Genomic DNA, 19,414 nt, shown 5'->3' on the forward strand with positions numbered 1-19,414 from the left:
TAGAATGGAAAATTTATCTTCTGGCTATGAGCAGGTTCGTGTGTTTGAAGGCTTGAATTTAACAATAGAAGAAGGAAAGGTTACGACCATAATAGGTCCCAATGGATGTGGGAAATCTACGCTGTTAAAAACAATTGGTCGTATATTAAAGAAGCAGCAGGGCACGGTTTATTTACAAGATCAAAACATGCAAAATTTATCGACGAAGGAAATTGCGAAAAAGCTCGCTATCTTATCCCAGACGCCTATTGCTCCAGGTCAGTTAAAGGTTGAAGAGCTCATTGCTTATGGTCGTTACCCACATCGAAATAATGTTAATCGCTTAACGAAAAAGGATGAGGAAATGATTGAATGGGCTTTAAAGGTGACAAATACGATGGAGTACCGAAATCGAGAGCTTTCGCAGCTTTCCGGAGGTCAACGCCAACGTGTATGGCTTGCAATGGCCTTAGCGCAAGAAACGAGTATTTTGCTATTAGACGAACCGACAACCTATTTAGATATGGCACATCAGTTAGAGGTGCTAGAAATTGTAAAAAACTTAAACGAAGAGCATCGTTGTACGATTGTTATGGTATTGCACGATATTAATCACGCAGCACGATATTCAGATCATTTAATTGCAATGAGGCAGGGGGCTGTAATGAAAACTGGAACACCTGAGGAAATTTTATGTGCAGATGTTATGCGGAACGTATTCAATATTAATGCACGTATTATGGAAGATCCAGTTACGAAAACACCAGTATGTTATGGCTATGATGTTATGAAGGAGACCGACAAATGATTGAGGAGAAAGTCGCGAAGGAACTTGATTATTCGACGCAGCAAATTGTATCGAAGTTTACGGATTATACGTATACGGTTAATATCTATGTACCGAATGGAGAAGTACCGGTAGGAGGTTTTCCAGTTTTATACGTATTAGATGGCTCGTCTTATTTCCATCTTGTAAAGGAAGCGGTTCGCCTACAAAGTCGGAATGCACCTAAAACAGGAGTCTTACCAGCCGTTGTTGTTGGCATTGGGCATGGTGATGATATGCATGAACGACGATTTTTTGATTTTACAGGACAAGCCGAAACGTATACTTATCCTGCAAGATTTAAAGGTAAGGGCCATGAGAAACATGGAGGAGCAGAGAACTTTAGTAGATTTTTAGAGGAGGAATTAAAGCCAAGTATTCAGGCTCAATTCCCTGTAAATATGCAGCATGAAGCACTACTTGGGCATTCATTAGCAGGTTATTTTGTGCTGTGGCAATTATTCCATCATCAAGCAGCCTTCCAACGTTATATAGCTATTAGCCCTTCTATTTGGTGGAATGAGCATGAACTATTCAGTTATGCATCAAAATTTATAAAAGAGCGTCCATTTGCTTATGAAAAATTGTTCATAGGGGTAGGGGAACTGGAAACCTTTATGGTAGATGATGCACAACAAATTGCGAATAAATTACAGAAAACCATGGATATATCCTTCTATGAAGCGTTGGAGGAAAATCATGCTTCAATCGTTCCAACTGTTATGAGCAGAGCAGTACGCTTTGTGAACAAAAAATAAGCAGTAGTAACCGCATTATCTTGAGATGATGCGGTTTATTTTTGTTTAAAAATGCATTATAATGTATTTTTAAACAAAAGGAGGAGTGTTGACAGATGAACATTATGTTAGCGTAGGTAAAGGATGCTTCAGTAATTCATAACGTTATGCTACTGGCCTTTAAATTCTTTCAGCGCTTGACACCCGCTGAAAGAATTTAAAGCCTCCGGCGGATGTCACGGAATCGGAAAGGAGTTCTTTGTGCAAGCACAAAGCCGATTCCGGACGCAATTATGCCAAGGCATAATTGATAGAGTATGAACATGCAACACCACCATCAAGTGCACTAAGTGAAACAATTGAAACGATTGAACAAGCGATGAATAATGGAGAGCATGCCTTTATCGAATATATTGGTGAGCAACCAGTTGCGATGGTAAGATTCACACTTAGTGCTCGTGGAATTTATTTTCATTCAGCAGAAAACTACCCCCTCGGAAGATGTTGAGATGAATAACGGATGTAGTTCCTTTTAAGTGGGTGTCCAAACTCTGAATGAAGATAAAGCCTCCGGCGGATGTCACGGATTTTGAAAGGAATGAATTGTGCAGGCACAATTCAAAATCCGGACGCAATTACGCCAAGGCGTAATTGATTTTTTAGATTATCTGTTATTCTGGAAATGCAAGGACAAGGATTGGCTAAAGTATTAATTGCAGAGATTGAAAAATTCGCACGTACGAATGGAAAAACGGTTAGTGAATGTAAAGTACGTATGAGTGTACCAAGAAATATTGAGTGATATCACTCATTGGGGTATATTGTCACAAAAGAAAAAAAGGAAAAAAATCGTAACGGTATCGCTCTTTCTGTAGCGACAATGGAGAAACAGCTTACGAATTAGGGGGGATGCTTTTGAGGAAAAAGCTTGGATGTTTACATGCACATCATTCAAATATTGAGTATATAGAACAGGCATTTCAAAACATTGAGAAGGTAGAGCTAGTCCATTTTGTGGATCCAGGTCTTATACAGCAAGTTTCAAAAGGGACTGACGGGTTAGGCTTTAAGGTGAAAGAGCAACTCGAATGGATGGAAAGTTGTGATATGGACGCTATCTTAATAACGTGCACGAATTATATTGCATTGTTAGAGGAAGAACAACTGGAACTTTCTATTCCAATTATAAAAATCGATGAGCCGTTCTTTGAAACAGTATGTGAAGAAAAACAGCCTCAAACGATTCTTTTTACAAATCCTGAAACCGTAGAAGGTACGATGAACAGACTTCAGCAATACGCTATACTACATGCAAAATCGAATAATACTAAAGTAAAAGTTATCGACAAAACGTTCGAATTGATTATCCAAGGAAAAAGGGATGCATATAATAGCGCTATTATACAGGCTCTTCATGATGTAGCAGGGGAACAGCAGCATATTGCAGTTTCACAACTTTCAATGGTTGAGGCTGCACGGCAATTCGAAAAAGAGTCAACTTTAACGATTACACATCCACTAAAGTCGTTAGTTAAATTTGTGATGAGGTCTATAGAATAAAAGAATGCATTTATTTTTCTGAATACTCTGTAATAATTTGTGCAATACATTCGTTTCATAGGAAATAACTATGACTTGTAGGGAGTGTAGTAATGAAGCGATGGGTACTTATGATAACAGTGTTGTTATTGTTGGCAGGTTGTAATGAGGAAAAAGTTTCTATGCCGGATAATTTACCTGATTTTGTGAATGTAAATGACTTTAAATCAATTGATTGGGACAAAAAGGCAGTAGAGTTTGGAGAAAGAGCTATCATCGGTAATGCAAATAAATCAGGCGTTATCGGGGTCAATATGCCAAGTTTAAGCACTCAAAAATGGATGTGGCATCTTTGGGGAATTGAAGAAGGTCGTGATAACAAGTTAACTATTGTCGGGTATCATAAAGAATCTAAAACAGTGCATCCTATATTAGTAGAAGGTTGGACTATAGGGCTTGGTGGACCTGTTAATGGTGCAGATGCTCATACACCTTCAAGTGTGAAAATCCCTAAACCCGGTGAATGGGCGATTTTACTGTATATTAATGATAGTTATTTTGATACGTTAATTTACGATATTAATGAATAGAGAGTGAATATTTAACACAATGACCCTCGTTTTGTAAGATGAAATTTTACAAAATGAGGGTTTTGCTTAGAAGAATTAACTTCTTTCAGCGGGTGTCCAAACATCTGTACCTGTCGCTATGCTTTCGGTACAAAAGACATCCGCTGAAATAGAGGAACTCAGTCTAAGAACGCCACGTCCTGTGGCAACGACTGAGTGACCAACATCTTGTTGCTGCCGCTGCGTTAGCACTACGCTTTCGCACAAAAAACATCTGTTGGCCCAAAGCCGATTCCGGACGCAATTATGCCGAGGCATAATTGATTGTCAATGGCGACAAAAATATAAAATTGGTAATATAAAAAGTAAGAAAATAGAAATGGAGGAAAGCTATATGATCGATTTACGATATCCAATTGGACAATTTCAATTTCCTGAAGTCGTTACAGAGCAGCAAGTAAAGGAATGGATGGAGGATATTCGTCTATTACCGAAACAACTAGCAGAGGCACTTAAAGGAGCAAGTGAACAAGCATTAACAAAATCCTACCGAGAAAATGGCTGGACGGTTACGCAGCTTGTCCATCATATTGCAGATAGTCATATGAATAGCTTTATCCGTTTTAAGTTAGCTTTGACAGAGGATGCTCCAACGATTAAGCCTTACGATGAGGAAGAATGGGCAAAGCTCCCGGACGCAGAAATGCCTGTCGTAGCCTCATATAAATTAATTGAGGGTTTACATGAACGATGGGTTTATTTGCTGAAATGCTTAACAGAAGAGCAATTACAGCGAGCGTTTCATCATCCTGATTCAGGGTTAATGACTCTTGAAAAGGCCTTAGCCTTATATGCTTGGCATGGGAAGCATCATCTTGCACATATTCAAATTGCTTTGGCTAAATAAAAAATTTTTCCAGAGCGGAAAAAAGGCGATTTCCTGATCTGGAAGGAAATCGCCTTTTTGAAATTGTTTTCAAGTGAATATCGTATGTTACACGGATAATGATATTATATGGTAGCTTTAATCTAACCTACGAACATAATCTTTTATACAATATTAATACCTGCACTTGCGTTACCAGTAAGAGCAGTAATAGCAGCCCCTGAGGAAGTAGCGGAGAACACCATTAATAAACGATCACCAGCAGCTACTGGCACTGGTGTAACGTTTCTAGTACCAAATGTAATAGTGCCTAATACTACTGTTGAGAGAGCTGGTGCCAAATCAACAAACGCTGTTGTAGGACTGAAAACATTACTTCCCGCAGGTGCGCGGTAAATTTGTGCTCTGACTGTTGCTGTTCCTGTAATGGTTAAACCAGCTATTGCGGAGAAGGTCGCAGAAATAGATGTAATAGTACCATCACGTGGAACTGAAAAGGCCTCCATTCCAGTAGTAGCACCTGTTAAATCTATATTTATACCAGTAAGAGTTACCCCTGGAATAGACGTACCGAATCCTACCATACTTACTGTAGCGATCGCGCCACCAGCAGCTACTGCTAAAACAACAGGCACAATTCCTGATGCGAATGGGATAATGGAGCCTGTTGCTGGTGGAGTAGTAATACATGCAGCGTCTATAGCCTCAAAAGGACCAAGTGCATGACACTCATTTTGATTATTAGAGCAGCCGCACATTGAATTATTCATACACATTTTTACACCCCCTTTCTTCATTATTCTATTCAGCTAAGATTATAGGGGTAGGGCCATTAACTACATTGCAGTTTTTATATGTGAAAATGTGGAGGCTTCTTTAGAGGCGTTTTTGTCTCTCTAATGATATGACTTTCCGCTAAATTGAACAGAAAAAAGTCCAATATGTATTTTCATACTTATTGGACGGTTTATCGTATAAATCTGCACTGTAACTATACACTGTACACCACAGCTTTAAACTAGCTCCATTTTCGAAAGAAATTGAAAAACAAAGAACCCTTTTCTTTTTTGGGGCTTTCTTCAGGAAATTCTTCTTTTAGCTCGGGTTGCTTGTTTATCTCTTCAATTGGTGTATGGGTTTCATACACTTCCTCTGAAGTGGGTTCAAAAATCTCAAATTCATCACTTTTTAAAATAGGGGATTTATTTATGTCCCCTTGCTCATTAACCGCATTAGCTGCTTCAGGAATGACAGGTGCATTAACAGTATCAGTCGATTCAAGAATGACAGGTGCATTGACAGTATCAGCTGCTTCAGGAATGACAGGCGCATTAACAGTATCAGCTGTTTCGGTAATGACAGGTGCATTAATGGTATCAGCCGATTCAAGAATGACAGGTGCATTAACAGTATCAGCTGCTTCAAGAATGACAGGTGTATTGACAGTTTCATTAACTACTTCAGAAGTTACAGGGATGGAAGGCTCATTTGTTATTACAGAGCTCATTCCATATAAAGTGACAGTGTTATTAATATCTTCGGATTCTCTATAATTAGCTGAACCTTCCGAATTAAGGTCATTGTCAGTGGAATTATGGATATCGGCATTCGGTAAAGTATTAGATTCATAAACACTAATTGGAATTTCCTGTGTGTAGGTCGCGTTTTTAAAATGGATGGTGGATTCGGTAGTGGTATTTCTATATAAGCCATTATATATTTGGTTTGGATGAGTATTTATTGATTGAAAATATTGTTGATTAAAATGACGTTCTTCGGGTACATTTCTTTGATTTCCATTGTGAGCAGAAGGTATACCGTTATTTACATCTAATTGCGTATTTCTTGCTTTACCTGCCAAACTTTGTAACATTTTATAAGATGGTTGTTTTAATGCAACCGCCGCTTGGCTTGTTGTCTGTGTAATGATTGGATCGCTTTGTACACCGTTAGCAATAGATTTAGATGTGTTTTCAGTTTTAGGTGTAGTGGTTGTAGCTTCAGTATTTTCAGTCGTGAGTAATTTGTTTAAAACCTTTAGTATTTCTAGGTTCATTTCCTCAATCGTTTGATTCAGAGACTCTATTTGTGCCGATAGAAGTTTTATCTGCTCCTCATAGCCTCCGATTTGTGGATTTTGCTTATCATCTATTGTTTCAGTTAGCCCTTCTAAAAGAGCCATTTGCGTTTTAATCCCGTCAAAATCCATTTTCATAAATAAATAATCTTCAATTGAAGTTCCCGTTTTTAATGAAATTAACGTGTCCTTGTAGGCTTCAATTTTTTGCTTCAATTTCTCAATGTCTTGAGTGCAGTACAATTTTGAATCTTCCATTTTGCATTTCACCCCTTTCAGTCCATTAATATTTTATTAAAAATATTTACTTTCTGTTACAAATATACCGGTCCTTTCAAACATTTTAGTTTCACTTTAATAAGAGGAGATTAAGCAAAAACGATACATATCGATACTTAAGTATTTTAAGTTCTTTCAGCAATTGTTTTCTGTACCGAAAGCGTAGCGACAGGTACAAGTGTTTTAGTAGCGAAAGCGAAGCGGTAGTTACAAAATTATGCCGAGACATAATTGATTAATAAAAATCAGAACAAATCACTTTTTAGCCCATGCACTTTTAGTCAGAAAACATAAGATACAAACGAAAGGTAAAAAAATTATGGAGGTGTCAAAAGGATGCACGATAATATGCCATCCCAATTGCAGGAACCAATTTGTATAAACGTCGATAAGGTGTTTGACTGGATTGTAAAGGAAGCCACGTTTGAGTTTTCTCCTACAGGCCCAATTACTTTTCCAGGAGTAACAGCAACGACAGATTTTACTGGTGCAATAGTTACATGTAATGTAGTTCCAAGTGCAACTAACCCTGTTGTTATTTTGAACCGTGAGAATCGTCAATTCACCATTGATGGTGCAACGGTATGTCTTCAAAATCTGACTATTCAAAAGAACTTTACTGTTACGTTAGTTGTTACTTTACCAAGTGGTGTTAGGTTTACAAGCACTCCTATTACCGTATCACGTTGTGAACAAGTTACATTATGCGCGCCGAAAGGGACAGATGTAGAAATTTTATTCACAGATTTAGATTGTTTCGTTTGTTCAACAGGAACTCTAACTGCTGGATTAGGCACAATTACATTTACTGCATTAACAGTTACTATATCAGTTTGCCAAAGTATTCAATCTACATTCCCAGTTACTGTGGAATTCTTAGCGACTTTCTGCGAGCCAAGAGCAGAATTACCATTCGCATGTCCGGGTGTAGTTCGCCCAGCGCAATGCCCTGCTGTATTCCCACCACCAGCTGGTTAATGGTACTAACACATAGAACAAAATCATATTGTAAAGAGAGGATAATCCTCTCTTTTTTTTTATGAAAGGATTTCAGACAGTGAGTTGATTAATTTAATACTATTGGCAAGGGGGTACTAATTATAACTACTCGTATCGGTCATGTGGAAGAAAAGATAAATGAACTTAAAAAACAAACGGATTTTTATGTTCATGAAATAAAAAAAACGGTTGAGGGGCTTATTATTCCGGATAGTGTCAACATCATTAGTTATTTCACATCCTCGTTCAATATTTCTTATAATCCTGATGAGGAGAGCTTATGCTTGGGCTCTTATCATATTCGAAATATAGGTAATCAGCCTATAACAAATCCGTATCTATGTATAAAACTGCCTGAAGACTCTCCATTCTCTTTCTCTGGAAGGTATGTCTATGAACATTTCGCACCAAAATTAAAAGGAAACAGTAGCTGGGAGCGGATAAATGATCAATCAAGCAAGGAGGAATTCTGGCTTAGACCTATTGGAAAAACGACGTTAGAGCCAAATGAAACATTATCATTCCCTAACTTTCAAATCAAATGGGGTCATAGTCTTTCTTATTCAGGAAGTATCATGGGTTTTACATATTGTGATCAGCTAAAAGAGGGCATCGTTGTCTTAAATCCTATTAATCTCAATGGAATTAGTCATACACAGGAGGATGAAAATGAGTGAGTCTGAAAATATAAATAAAAAAATAGATAGTGTTGTCCATCAACTAATAAAGGAACAGCTTACGAATTTATCTAACTCTAGTAATATGAAAAATAACAGCTTTGCTTATCTCGAAAAAGGCACATTGAATCTACTTATTGCCTATTTAATGTCAGGAGAAAAGGGCCGAACTGGAGAAATTGGTGATGAGGAAATAGAGATTAAGCTTATTAAGCAGCTAGATGAGATGTTAGAGGATAGTAAGGAGCAATTTGAAGAAGTGATTAGTTTACTTAAAAAATTGTCGTGATAGGAGGTGCAAGCGTGGATAATGATATTGTTAAAAACAATGATCCTGTTCAGCTGCAGCAAATGATCATTTTTTTAAGAGCCGAATTAACGAAATATAAAAATGAAGTTAAAAGGCTCAGAGATAGTGATTATTATTCACTGGTACTGAGATTAGAGCGAGAAAATGTTCAATTAACGAAACAGAAAAAGGATCTTTCGATGGAGCTTTTAAAGCAGAAGAGAGAGCATGAAAAAAAACTAAAAACTTACTATGAAGATATACAAGCAAGAGAAATCCAGAAGAAAAAACAACTTTCCTCTATAGAAGGGTTATTAAAAGAATTAGAAGAACTGCGTGCAGAAAATAAACTAATGAAGGAAGCGTTAAAATCTACTAAAGATGAAATTCATTCTGTGAATTCAGATGCTACTTATAAGACATTAGTGGATGGCCTTGAAAATAAGTTGAATGTTTTTACAAAGGATATTAGCCAACAAATGAAGACTATAATTGAAGCCATTGAAAGATCTCGTTTAGAACTAGCTAATTCAGACAATCTTAATAAGCAATTAGCCGAGATGAGAAGCGCTGAGATAGAAAAATTATCGGAAGAATTAGCGGATGTAAAAAAACATAAGTTTTCTTTGAGTGGAAAAACGATAATGAATCCTGAGGTACTTACTAACTTAGATGTTCAAGTAAATAAAGTATTGGCTCAATCGCTGGATTATGAAAAGCAGTTAAATCAGAAATTACGCTTGCTTGATGACATGGAGCACAAATTAAACGAGCTAACTATAGAAATATATACTAATAAAACTGTATAAAGTATGTTGTGGAAGGCTGTTTCAAAAGTAAGATGAAACAGCCATTTTTATGTTACTAGGGGATTCTAGACGTAATACATATTATTTCGTTTCTCTGTGTAATGTAACTCTTTTCAAACGCGGGGAATATTTCTTAAGCTCCAGCCTTTCTGGATTAGTTCGTTTATTTTTTGTGGTGATATAGTTTTTATCACCTGTTTCTGTACAGGCCAATGTCACTTGTACACGCATAAAATAACCTCCTTTAAATCGTAATTATTACGCTTTATACATTATTATTTTTAATGAAATATGTCAATATCGTATTTCCGTAAAGTTTTTAGCGTTGCGTTTTGTAGGATTCTATGTTTTAATTACAAAATGTAAATAGTAACGATTACGATTTAAGGAGTTGTAAAGATGACAAAGAAAATCCCTGTTACAGTGTTAAGTGGTTATTTAGGTTCTGGTAAGACAACAATGATGAATCACGTTTTACAAAATGAAAAAGATATGCGTGTTGCTGTAATCGTCAATGATATGAGTGAAATTAATATCGATGCAGAACTAATTGCAAATGGAAGCGGCATTTCAAGAACAGAGGAAAAATTTGTGGAATTATCGAATGGTTGTATTTGTTGCACGCTACGCGAGGATTTATTGCAGGAGGTGGAGCGTCTCGCAAGGCTCGGTACTATTGATTATATTTTAATTGAATCAACGGGAATTAGCGAGCCAATACCTGTTGCCCAAACATTTAGCTATTTAGACGAGGAGCTTGGTATTGATTTAACAAAGTTTTGCCAGCTTGATACGATGGTGACGGTTGTAGATGCGAATCGTTTTTGGCATGATTTTCAGTCGGGTGAAAGCCTTTTAGAGCGTAAGGAGGCAGTCAGCGAATTAGATGAACGGGATGTTGCCGACTTACTCATTGACCAAATCGAGTTTTGTGATGTCCTTGTATTAAACAAATGTGATTTAGTATCAGATGAAGAGCTTAAAAAATTAGAGCGTATTTTACGTGCCTTACAGCCTGAAGCCAAGCTAATTCGTACAGTAAACGGTGTAATAGAGCCAGCTGAAATTTTAAATACGGGATGCTTTGACTTTGAACGGGTATCAGAATCTGCTGGTTGGTTAAAGGAGTTAGAGCTTGGTCATGAAAATCATACACCGGAAACGGAGGAGTACGGCATTTCTTCTTTCATTTATAAGCGTAGAAGACCATTCCATCCAATGAGATTTGTAGAATGGTGTGACCAGATGCCAGAAACGATTGTCCGAGCAAAGGGAATTATTTGGAGTGCAAAGCATCAAGATGTTGCATTATTGCTATCACAGGCAGGCTCATCGACAAAAATAGAGCCCGTTTCTTATTGGGTAGCTGCTTTACCAAAGGAACAACAGCAGGATGTTTTCTTGCAAAGCCCCGAGGTACTAGAGGATTGGGATGAGGAATTTGGAGATCGCATGACGCAGCTCGTTATAATTGGTGTTGAATTAAATAAAGAGGCGATTATAAAAGATTTGGACAAGTGTTTATTAACGGAAGACGAGTTTAATAATTCATGGGAGAGTTTACAAGATCCGTTCAATTGGGAATGGCATTAAAAATAAAGGCAAAAAAGATTTCGGCTAGGATTCCGAAATCTTTTTTTGAAATACATGATTATAATTTGTAGCATCTCGCAAAGCCTTTTCTTCAATTGGGATGCGTACGGATAGCATTGTCACATTTAAAAGTGTAAAGCAAAATGCTGTGAAGTATGCTTGAAACATTAAAGGCAGAAGAATAATTTCTAAGCAAACAACTGCATAATTTGGGTGACGCATATATGTGTACGGGCCTTTCCGTACAACTTTGGCATCAGGCAATATGAGTATTTTTGTGTTCCAAAACTCCCCTAATGAACGAATGCACCAAATGCGTAATGCTTGAACGGCAATAAATAATAAGAACAATAGCGGAAATAAAGGCGATAAACTTTTATGATTAGTAACTACTTCAATAATTAAAAATAAGAAAAAACCGACGTGTAAGGAAACCATATATGGATAATGAGAGGAACCAACTTCATATGCCCCCTGTGAAAGCATCCACTTTTCATTACGTTTTGCAATGAAAACTTCTGTCAATCTTTGTAGAATGACGAGGATTAAAATAATGTAAATAATCATGCTACTCCCTCCATTTAAGTAATACAGCTTCAGCACAGAAGCCAGGGCCGAGAGCGACGAGCAAACCAGTATCCTCTACTTGTCCTTCGTTTAACATAAATTGCTCTAATACATATAGCACTGTTGGAGATGACATATTTCCGTGAAATTTCAATATTTCCCGAGAAATATCAGTTTTTTTGGAAGCTAGATACAGAGTATCCTCATAAGCTTTTAACACTTTTTTACCGCCAGGATGTGCAATGAAATGGTTAAGCTGTTCACTGTATAGCTCATGTTCCAATAAAAATTGTTCAATGAATGGCCCGAGCCAATTGGTGATGATAGCAGGAATACTTTTCTGAAAAACGACATGTAGACCATTATTTTTAATATTCCAACCCATAACATTTTCTGAATCTGGCATCCATTTAGATCCAGTCCCGATAATAGCTGGTACTGATTTTTTTACTGCAATATTCACTTCATCTCCACAGACGAGTATGCATGCGGCTCCATCTGCAAAAAGAGAGGCACCGATTAAATTACTTTTTGAAAAATCATTTGGCTGAAAGGTTAGACTACAAAGCTCGACACAAACGACAAGAACTTTTGCTTCTGGATGGGCACGACAAAAATCATAGGCTCTACTAATGCCGGCCGCACCACCAGCGCAACCAAGTCCCCAGAGTGGAATACGTTTAAGTCTGTCTGAAAAAGGAAGTTTATTCATAACTCGTGCATCAATACTTGGTGTGGAAATGCCAGTAGAACTCACGAAAATGATGGCATCAATGTCTTTAGGAGAAATCGGTGATTGTAAAAACGCTTCATTTTGTAAACAGGCTTGAATGACGTCAACGCTATATTGTGTAGCTAGTTCAATATATAAATCGTTACGTTCCTCAAACGAATGATCGGTACGATGCCATTCTGGTGGTACACAAAAATGACGTGTTGCAATTCCACCATTCTCAAAAACTTTTAAGTAACGTTCTAATTTAGGGATCTTTTCATGAAAAAGCTCCTTTGTTAGCTCCTCCGCATTTGTCTGTTGTAATGTGTACGGTGGTTGGTATGTACTAATAGAAATGATTTTTGACAATTCAACATCTCCTTCGGAAATAGTGGTCTTGTTCATTGTATGCAGGGGGGGAGTGGATACATGATTATTAGATTATAATTGACAATTTCGGAATATTTCGCTATATTGAAAATAACTAAATCGGAAGTAGGTGATGTGACATGATGAATAGATCCGTTTTTAACGAACTGCAATTCGGTTTGTTCAATTTCACACGCCTAAAATATATAAATTGACCACGCAGTGTATTTAAATCACAATTGTGGTGATTTGTATATTCTCTTAAATGTGCCTGTGAACCTTGTAACTGCCGAATTGCGCAGAGACAAGGTTTTTTTATGTTTTTATCGATTGATTAAAAGTGATATGTACATTTAGGAGGAAAACAAATTGAATTTAACAACTTTAGGATTTTCAACATATTTTGAAGAGCAAATGACTGGATTTAAACAGGAGTCTAAACTGGTGAATTGTGTACCGGCTAGGGTTACCTTAGAGCATAAGCATTCCTATCGTGTTCTGGCAGAAGAAGGAGAATGGCTAGCTACGATTGCTGGACATTACGCGTATACATCATTAGCACGTGATGATTTCCCGGCAGTGGGAGATTGGGTGCTAGTTGAGAAAATGCCTGGTGAGGAAAAGGCGATTATTCATAAATTGTTTACACGAAAATCAGCCTTTTCCCGCAAGGCCGCGGGACTGGAAATACAAGAGCAGATTGTAGCATCGAACGTTGATATCGTACTTCTAGTTATGAGCTTAAATGCTGACTTTAATATTCGTCGTTTAGAACGTTATTTAATAGCTGCGTGGGATTCAGGCGCGAAGCCGGTTGTTGTATTGACGAAGGCTGATCTCTGTGAAGATGTAGCAAGCATGATACGTGAGGTTGAGTCTGTAGCGTTCGGTGTAGACATTTTTGTGACTAGCGCTCTGTCAGGAGAGGGAATAGAAGATATACGTGCGCTATTTACGGAAGGTGTGACAGGAGCATTGCTTGGCTCTTCTGGTGCAGGGAAATCCACATTGACGAATGCGCTTAGTGGTGAAGAGCTTATGAAGGTTTCGGGTATTCGAGAAGATGATGCGAAGGGGCGCCATACAACAACACATCGTGAGTTAGTTCTATTGCCGGGTGGCGGTTGTTTAATTGATACGCCTGGAATGCGAGAGCTTCAATTATGGGTAACTAAACTGTTACAACAAATTTAAACAAACCTATACAAATCTGTATAGAAGCATAGATTTATAACAGAATACCCTTCGTATCAAGCGATTGGTGCGAACTCCACGTTAATTGCTTTTAACTCCTAAAGCCTTGTGACCAAAGCGGAGCTGGAAACGGCAGACGTAACGGTGCGAAAGCAGAAAAAACAACAAGGATGGCATAAGCTGAAAAAAATTACTCAGTGTCCGTAAAGGATCATCGTGACAACGGAAAACGGTGGCGCTAAGTGCTTTGGCAATGGATGTTTAGCAGCGAACTCCTAAATCTCTAATGAGACAAGGAAGACGTTCAACGACTATCTCCTTGAGGGAGAGTAAAACCGCAAGCGAATGGCGGAAGAAAAATGTGGCTCTTATTAGAAAATAAGATGAAGATATAGTCTGCGCTTATGTGAAAGCATAAGAGGTCTACTCGTGAGAGAAAGACTGCATGAAGGGTTGCGCCTTAATGTGAACAAGAAAAATATATACAAATATAAAAATGTTAACAACCTCTCTAAATAGGGTAATGTGATTTTATCATAGTGAAAGAGAGGTGGTACGCATGGAATTAATGTCCATTGGGAAATTTGCTAAACAAAAGTTGGTCATTGGCTATTGTCGAGTCAGTACATCAAGTCAAGGTGAAAAACAATGATATTGGCGACAAAGATTAAAATAAAACCAACTAAAGAACAAGAGGTTTTGTTTTGGAAGTCTGCGGGGACTGCGAGATGGGCTTACAATTATTTCTTGGCTGAAAGCGAACGAATTTATAACGACGAGAAGCGTACAGTCAAAGAAGGCGAAGTTCGTAAAAAAATCAATAATGAACTGAAACCAACAACGCATAAATGGCTTAAGGAAGTCGGAAGCAATGTGATGAAACAGGCGGTGAAAGATGCCGATATTGCTAAAAAGCGTTGGTTCGAAGGCACTACTGAAAAGCCAAGGTTCAAAAGCAGACGAAGAAGTAAAGTTAGTTTTTATGTAAATTACGAAAGTTTAAAACGAACAAATGAAGGTTTTAGAGGTGAAAAGATTGGCAATGTAAAAACTTGCAATGCGCTTCCTAAGCTTAAAAAAGGTCATAAATATTCGAATCCACGCATCTCATTTGATGGACGAAATTGGTTCTTATCCATTGGATATGAACAAGAATTTGAACAGTTTGATTTGACAGGCGAAAGTTTAGGAATTGATGTAGGGATCGAAAAATTGGCAGTTTGTTCTGATGGTGAGTTCAAAGAGAACATCAACAAAACCAAAGAAGTCAAAAGATTAGAGCGAAAGTTGAAACGAGAACAACGACAACTAGCTCGTAAGCTTGAAGCCAATACGAAAAAGTACACTAAAAACCGAAAGCCAATCTATAAAATACCTTTAAAGAATATGAAAAATATTCAAAAACAAAACACTGAAATCTGTAATTTATATAAGCGACTTAATGACATCCGAACAAATCATTTACATCAGTGTTCTAATGAGATCGTGAAAACCAAGCCATCTCGTATTGTCATGGAACATTTACATGTAAAAGGAATGATGAAAAATAAACATCTGGCGAAGGCGGTAGCCGAGCAAAAGCTATATGAATTCAAACGGCAAATTCAATACAAATGTCAAAAATACGGAATTGAATTTGTTGAAGCCGACAGATGGTTTCCGTCATCAAAAACTTGTTCTAGCTGTGGACAAATCAAAACCGATTTGAAACTGAAAGACAGATTATATAACTGCTCCTGTGGATTAAAGTTGGATAGAGATTTGAACGCAAGCATTAACTTAGCAAATTACTCAATCTAAGGAATTTAACTAAAACTAAACCTTAGATGTGTACGCAACGATACTGCGGAATTTAAGCCTTTGGAGAGTCATACTAAATGGCAGTAGCTTTTTGCGAAACCAGACTCGGAGAATAAGGAAGACACAAATACGAAAGTCGGAAGATATAAGTTGTGTCACAGTAGAGATGTCTACATTTTTTATGAAATGTATATGTTTTTCGTATCGGACCAGAGTGATAGTTTATCTTCTAGTTTTAAGGATATTGAGGAACTTTCTGCGGCCTGTCGCTACAGGGATTGTACACATAAGAAGGAGCCGCATTGTGCTGTGCAACAAGCAATTACAGATGGCGTGCTTGAACAATCCCGCCTTCAAAGCTATTTTAAATTGCAAAGAGAGCTTGCTTTTATTGAACGTAAAACAAATGCTCAAGCAAAATTAAGTGAGCAACGCAAATGGAAGCAAATTTCGAAAGGCTTAAAGAAAGGTAAAAAATCAAATTAAACTTGATATAAGAGTGAGCGATTTCATAGTTGGAGGCACCAAAATGACAATCCAAAACATAAATCATTTATTATTTTCAGTTTCGAATTTAGAGGAATCCATCGCATTCTATGAAAAGGTTTTTGACGCAAAATTATTAGTGAAAGGTAGAAGCACAGCCTATTTTGATGTAAATGGGCTGTGGCTTGCCCTTAATGTAGAGAAGGATATCCCGCGTAATGACATACATCAATCCTATACACATATAGCGTTTTCTATCCAGGAGGACGATTTTGACGATATGTATGAAAAGCTAGTCCATCTTAATGTCAACATTCTGGAAGGTAGACAAAGAGATGTACGAGATAAAAAATCGATTTACTTCACGGATCCTGATGGTCACAAATTCGAATTCCATACGGGGACTTTACAGGATCGATTGGATTATTATAAGAAGGAAAAAATGCATATGGAGTTTTTTGATTAATATTAAAAAATAGGTGTCTCTATCTTTAAGAGGAGGGCATCTATTTTTTTTGCAACGTTTTCCTTTTCTCAAACGACTTTAAAGTGTAACCGGAAGGAGGAGATTAGGTGGATATAGAAAAATTGGTTAAGAGCGCAAAAAGGGGGGATGATGAAGCATTTGAGCAGTTGATTGCTTTAATGCGCGAGAAATTATATCGTACTGCCTATTCGTATGTTCGAAATGAACAGGATGCGCTTGATATTTATCAAGAGTCTATTTATAAAGCTTATACAACATTGAAAACATTAAATAATCCAAATAGTTTTCCAGGATGGATTATTAAGATTGTGGTTTATAAATCTATAGATTTTATTAGAAAAGATTCAAGAAAATTCACTCCAGGAGATGCGGAGTTTTTTGCAAAGATAGCAGGAAATCAAAATATGGAGAATGTTACTTATTCAATGGATTTAAAAGAGGCTATTGAAACATTAGATGATAAGTATAAAACGATTATGTGGTTACGCTTTTATCATGATTTTTCTGTCAAAGAGATTGCAAAAATGCTGGGATGTCCTGAAGGTACAGTGAAATCCTACATTAATAGAGCTAAGAAAGAGTTAAAACCAATCTTAAAGGAGGGCTACTTGTATGAGTAAGGAAAATAATAATCAATCTATTGATCGTATCGATATTCCACTTCAACAATTGATGATGAGAGAGCGCGCGGCAATAAATGCAGCAAAAAGGAAGAAATTGACCATTAGAATTATAAAACCTCTTCTTGTTGTCTGCGGATTGTTTATAGCGCTGCTAGGTTCGGGATTTTTCTCCCCCACAATAGCTACTTCACTTGCCAAAGTACCTTATATTGGAGCCATTTATGCTGAATTCGGGGATATTGCAGCTAAAAAAATTGAACAAAACCAGTTCATGACAAAAATAGGAAAGAAGGATACTCATGCAGGTCTTACAATGGCTGTTGAAGAAGCGGTATATGATGGTAATAGATTATTAGTTACAGTTACATATACAGGGCAGAATGGGGTTTCTTTAGAAGAAGAGAATGTAGGTACTAATATGCTAACTGTCAATGGGGAGCCAATAGATGTTGCGGTAGGTTCTACAGGCCAAGATGATATAGATAAAAACACAATTATTGAGCATCATGAATTAACGTTATCACATACAGATATATACGGGGATAAAATTGAAGTAGCCTTGGATGGGAGAGATTTATTTGGCTACAAAGGTAATTGGCATGTGGATTTTACTCTGGAAAAATTAAAGGAAGAAGTTATTAATTTCTATCCAAATGTAAAATCTAGTACTAACAATGGGTTATATAAGTTAAATGTTGCACAGGTATCATCGACACCACTTTCGACACGTATTGATGTCCTAGTAGATTATCCAAGAGAACTGGATAGAAATGATAAATGGCCATTTTTTGAGTTTGAGGTAACTGATAGTGAAGGGGAGTTATACGATAGAGCAAATATACAAATGGGTGCGACAAAGGATTATGGACATCATATTATTCTAGTACTACCTCCTATGGAGAAAACGCCAAAATCATTTACACTTAAACCGGGTAAGACGGATGAGCAAGGTTATTGGAAAGAAATAAAGGAATTAGAAATGGTAGTACCCTTAGAACCTTAAAAATATGAGATCCCTTTAGTTAAAGAAAACTAGAGGGGTTTCATATTTTAAAGTTGTATAATATTAACGAGAAACAATAAAAGAGGAAAAAACGTATAATAGTAGAAGGGGTGATTTTATGAAAAAAGCTATTATTTTTGATATGGATGGTACTTTATTTCAAACAAATCTAATATTAGAGCCAGCGCTAGCGGCAACGTTTGATGTGTTAAGTGCAAAGGGCTTGTGGCAGGGAGAAACACCAATAGAGAAATATCGCGAAATTATGGGGGTTCCATTACCTGTTGTTTGGGAAACGTTATGTCCTATGCACACGCTAGAGACACGTGAAGAAAGCAATGCATTATTCCATGTTAAGCTTATTGAACAAATACGAAATCGTCAGGGTGCATTGTATCCAAATGCGGAGCAAACACTGTCTGCTTTGGCAGAAAAATATGAGTTATTCATTGCCAGTAATGGGCAAACCGAGTATTTACAAGCAATAGTGGAAACCTATCAATTACAGCGTTTTATCATAGGTACATATAGTATTCAGTCCGTTTCTAGTGGTCATAAATCTGATTTAGTGAAAAAGGTAATTGAGGAAAATGCTATTGAACGCGGAGCGGTTGTAGGTGATCGTTCTTCTGATATTCAGGCGGCACAAGATAATCAGTTACTGTCAGTGGGTGTACGTTTCGACTTTGCACAGGACACAGAATTACAAAAAGCAGATATAGTCATTGATGATTTGAAAGAGCTGCTTTATATAAAACTAGGATAAAATTAATTTTATCGAGAGTTATGAACGATTTATCGACATGCATTGCAATACAGAAGCAGAAAGAGTAAAATGGTGGAAATCTATAGTAAAAGCATTGATAAGGAAAAGTAAATTGGAGAAGCATTATATAGAGAGCCTCTGTTGG

The 19,414-nt window shown here is 37.2% G+C and carries 22 protein-coding genes, 1 pseudogene and 1 other annotated feature (1 of these 24 only partly in view); of the genes and pseudogenes, 18 read left to right on the forward strand and 5 right to left on the reverse strand.

Going from position 1 to position 19,414, the window contains the following annotated elements:
* The first annotated feature begins 4 nt into the window (after positions 1 to 4).
* From JNUCC51_RS13355 to JNUCC51_RS13380, 6 genes are all read left to right on the forward strand, one after another.
* Positions 5 to 787, forward strand: a complete 783-nt coding sequence (locus JNUCC51_RS13355) for an ABC transporter ATP-binding protein (protein WP_337992229.1) — start codon at positions 5 to 7, stop codon at positions 785 to 787.
* Entirely contained in the window at positions 784 to 1,563 is a 780-nt protein-coding gene (locus JNUCC51_RS13360; protein WP_337988469.1) for an alpha/beta hydrolase, read from the forward strand. The genes JNUCC51_RS13355 and JNUCC51_RS13360 overlap by 4 nt, the downstream gene beginning before the upstream one ends.
* A gap of 286 nt (positions 1,564 to 1,849) precedes the next feature.
* Positions 1,850 to 2,050, forward strand: coding sequence for a hypothetical protein (locus tag JNUCC51_RS13365; protein WP_337988470.1), 201 nt, complete (start codon positions 1,850 to 1,852; stop codon positions 2,048 to 2,050).
* Positions 2,051 to 2,451: 401 nt separating this feature from the next.
* The gene (locus tag JNUCC51_RS13370) at positions 2,452 to 3,102 is read left to right on the forward strand and encodes a hypothetical protein (RefSeq protein WP_337988471.1); all 651 of its coding nucleotides are present in this window, start codon (positions 2,452 to 2,454) and stop codon (positions 3,100 to 3,102) included.
* Between the two features lie 92 nt (positions 3,103 to 3,194).
* The gene (locus JNUCC51_RS13375; RefSeq protein WP_337988472.1) at positions 3,195 to 3,671 is read left to right on the forward strand and encodes a DUF4871 domain-containing protein; all 477 of its coding nucleotides are present in this window, start codon (positions 3,195 to 3,197) and stop codon (positions 3,669 to 3,671) included.
* Between the two features lie 373 nt (positions 3,672 to 4,044).
* Positions 4,045 to 4,557, forward strand: a complete 513-nt coding sequence (locus tag JNUCC51_RS13380) for a YfiT family bacillithiol transferase (RefSeq protein WP_443136952.1) — start codon at positions 4,045 to 4,047, stop codon at positions 4,555 to 4,557.
* Between the two features lie 143 nt (positions 4,558 to 4,700).
* On the opposite strand, the gene JNUCC51_RS13385 is transcribed toward JNUCC51_RS13380, so the two are convergent.
* Positions 4,701 to 5,306, reverse strand: a complete 606-nt coding sequence (locus JNUCC51_RS13385) for an exosporium glycoprotein BclB-related protein (RefSeq protein WP_337988474.1) — start codon at positions 5,304 to 5,306, stop codon at positions 4,701 to 4,703.
* A gap of 248 nt (positions 5,307 to 5,554) precedes the next feature.
* Entirely contained in the window at positions 5,555 to 6,871 is a 1,317-nt protein-coding gene (locus tag JNUCC51_RS13390) for a hypothetical protein (RefSeq protein ID WP_337988475.1), read from the reverse strand.
* A gap of 357 nt (positions 6,872 to 7,228) precedes the next feature.
* Here JNUCC51_RS13390 and JNUCC51_RS13395 point away from each other — a divergent pair, with 357 nt between their 5' ends.
* The 4 genes from JNUCC51_RS13395 to JNUCC51_RS13410 all read left to right on the forward strand — a co-directional run bounded on the left by JNUCC51_RS13395 (position 7,229) and on the right by JNUCC51_RS13410 (position 9,666).
* Positions 7,229 to 7,870 (forward strand): BMQ_0737 family morphogenetic spore coat protein, encoded by a 642-nt coding sequence (locus JNUCC51_RS13395; protein ID WP_337988476.1) that lies wholly within the window; start codon positions 7,229 to 7,231, stop codon positions 7,868 to 7,870.
* 305 nt (positions 7,871 to 8,175) lie between these two features.
* Entirely contained in the window at positions 8,176 to 8,568 is a 393-nt protein-coding gene (locus JNUCC51_RS13400) for a hypothetical protein (protein ID WP_337988477.1), read from the forward strand.
* Positions 8,561 to 8,857, forward strand: a complete 297-nt coding sequence (locus JNUCC51_RS13405) for a hypothetical protein (RefSeq protein ID WP_337988478.1) — start codon at positions 8,561 to 8,563, stop codon at positions 8,855 to 8,857. The genes JNUCC51_RS13400 and JNUCC51_RS13405 overlap by 8 nt, the downstream gene beginning before the upstream one ends.
* A gap of 14 nt (positions 8,858 to 8,871) precedes the next feature.
* Complete coding sequence (locus JNUCC51_RS13410) at positions 8,872 to 9,666, forward strand: hypothetical protein (protein ID WP_337988479.1); 795 nt, start codon at positions 8,872 to 8,874, stop codon at positions 9,664 to 9,666.
* Positions 9,667 to 9,747: 81 nt separating this feature from the next.
* Here the strand turns inward: JNUCC51_RS13410 and rpmG are convergent, their stop codons facing one another.
* Complete coding sequence (gene rpmG, locus JNUCC51_RS13415) at positions 9,748 to 9,897, reverse strand: 50S ribosomal protein L33 (protein WP_053481849.1); 150 nt, start codon at positions 9,895 to 9,897, stop codon at positions 9,748 to 9,750.
* A gap of 168 nt (positions 9,898 to 10,065) precedes the next feature.
* Here rpmG and JNUCC51_RS13420 point away from each other — a divergent pair, with 168 nt between their 5' ends.
* Complete coding sequence (locus JNUCC51_RS13420; RefSeq protein ID WP_337988480.1) at positions 10,066 to 11,259, forward strand: GTP-binding protein; 1,194 nt, start codon at positions 10,066 to 10,068, stop codon at positions 11,257 to 11,259.
* Positions 11,260 to 11,283: 24 nt separating this feature from the next.
* Here JNUCC51_RS13420 and JNUCC51_RS13425 read toward each other — a convergent pair whose 3' ends face one another.
* Together JNUCC51_RS13425 and JNUCC51_RS13430 are read right to left on the reverse strand one after the other, a co-directional pair.
* On the reverse strand, positions 11,284 to 11,826 hold the full coding sequence (locus tag JNUCC51_RS13425) for an isoprenylcysteine carboxyl methyltransferase family protein (protein WP_337988481.1): 543 nt from the start codon (positions 11,824 to 11,826) through the stop codon (positions 11,284 to 11,286).
* A gap of 1 nt (position 11,827) precedes the next feature.
* Complete coding sequence (locus JNUCC51_RS13430; RefSeq protein ID WP_337988482.1) at positions 11,828 to 12,910, reverse strand: type III polyketide synthase; 1,083 nt, start codon at positions 12,908 to 12,910, stop codon at positions 11,828 to 11,830.
* 369 nt (positions 12,911 to 13,279) lie between these two features.
* On the opposite strand from JNUCC51_RS13430, the pseudogene rsgA reads away from it, so the two are divergent.
* The 7 genes and pseudogenes from rsgA to JNUCC51_RS13465 all read left to right on the forward strand — a co-directional run.
* Positions 13,280 to 14,077: pseudogene (rsgA, locus tag JNUCC51_RS13435) on the forward strand (ribosome small subunit-dependent GTPase A); the annotation flags it as partial.
* Between the two features lie 675 nt (positions 14,078 to 14,752).
* The gene (locus JNUCC51_RS13440; RefSeq protein WP_337988483.1) at positions 14,753 to 15,904 is read left to right on the forward strand and encodes an RNA-guided endonuclease InsQ/TnpB family protein; all 1,152 of its coding nucleotides are present in this window, start codon (positions 14,753 to 14,755) and stop codon (positions 15,902 to 15,904) included.
* 309 nt (positions 15,905 to 16,213) lie between these two features.
* A complete protein-coding gene (locus JNUCC51_RS13445; RefSeq protein WP_337988484.1) occupies positions 16,214 to 16,390 on the forward strand; it encodes a hypothetical protein in 177 nt (58 codons plus the stop codon).
* Positions 16,391 to 16,433: 43 nt separating this feature from the next.
* Positions 16,434 to 16,856, forward strand: a complete 423-nt coding sequence (fosM, locus tag JNUCC51_RS13450; RefSeq protein ID WP_337988485.1) for a FosM family fosfomycin resistance protein — start codon at positions 16,434 to 16,436, stop codon at positions 16,854 to 16,856.
* A 107-nt stretch (positions 16,857 to 16,963) separates the two neighbouring features.
* A complete protein-coding gene (locus JNUCC51_RS13455) occupies positions 16,964 to 17,497 on the forward strand; it encodes a sigma-70 family RNA polymerase sigma factor (RefSeq protein WP_337988486.1) in 534 nt (177 codons plus the stop codon).
* Positions 17,490 to 18,503, forward strand: coding sequence for a DUF4179 domain-containing protein (locus JNUCC51_RS13460; protein ID WP_337988487.1), 1,014 nt, complete (start codon positions 17,490 to 17,492; stop codon positions 18,501 to 18,503). Before JNUCC51_RS13455 ends, JNUCC51_RS13460 begins: the two co-directional genes overlap by 8 nt.
* Before the next feature lie 118 nt (positions 18,504 to 18,621).
* Complete coding sequence (locus JNUCC51_RS13465; RefSeq protein ID WP_337988488.1) at positions 18,622 to 19,269, forward strand: NIF family HAD-type phosphatase; 648 nt, start codon at positions 18,622 to 18,624, stop codon at positions 19,267 to 19,269.
* Positions 19,270 to 19,354: 85 nt separating this feature from the next.
* Positions 19,355 to 19,414 (forward strand) — a binding site (T-box leader) (it continues 263 nt past the right edge of the window).

Source organism: Lysinibacillus sp. JNUCC 51, assembly GCF_015999525.1.
Classification (GTDB): domain Bacteria; phylum Bacillota; class Bacilli; order Bacillales_A; family Planococcaceae; genus Lysinibacillus; species Lysinibacillus xylanilyticus.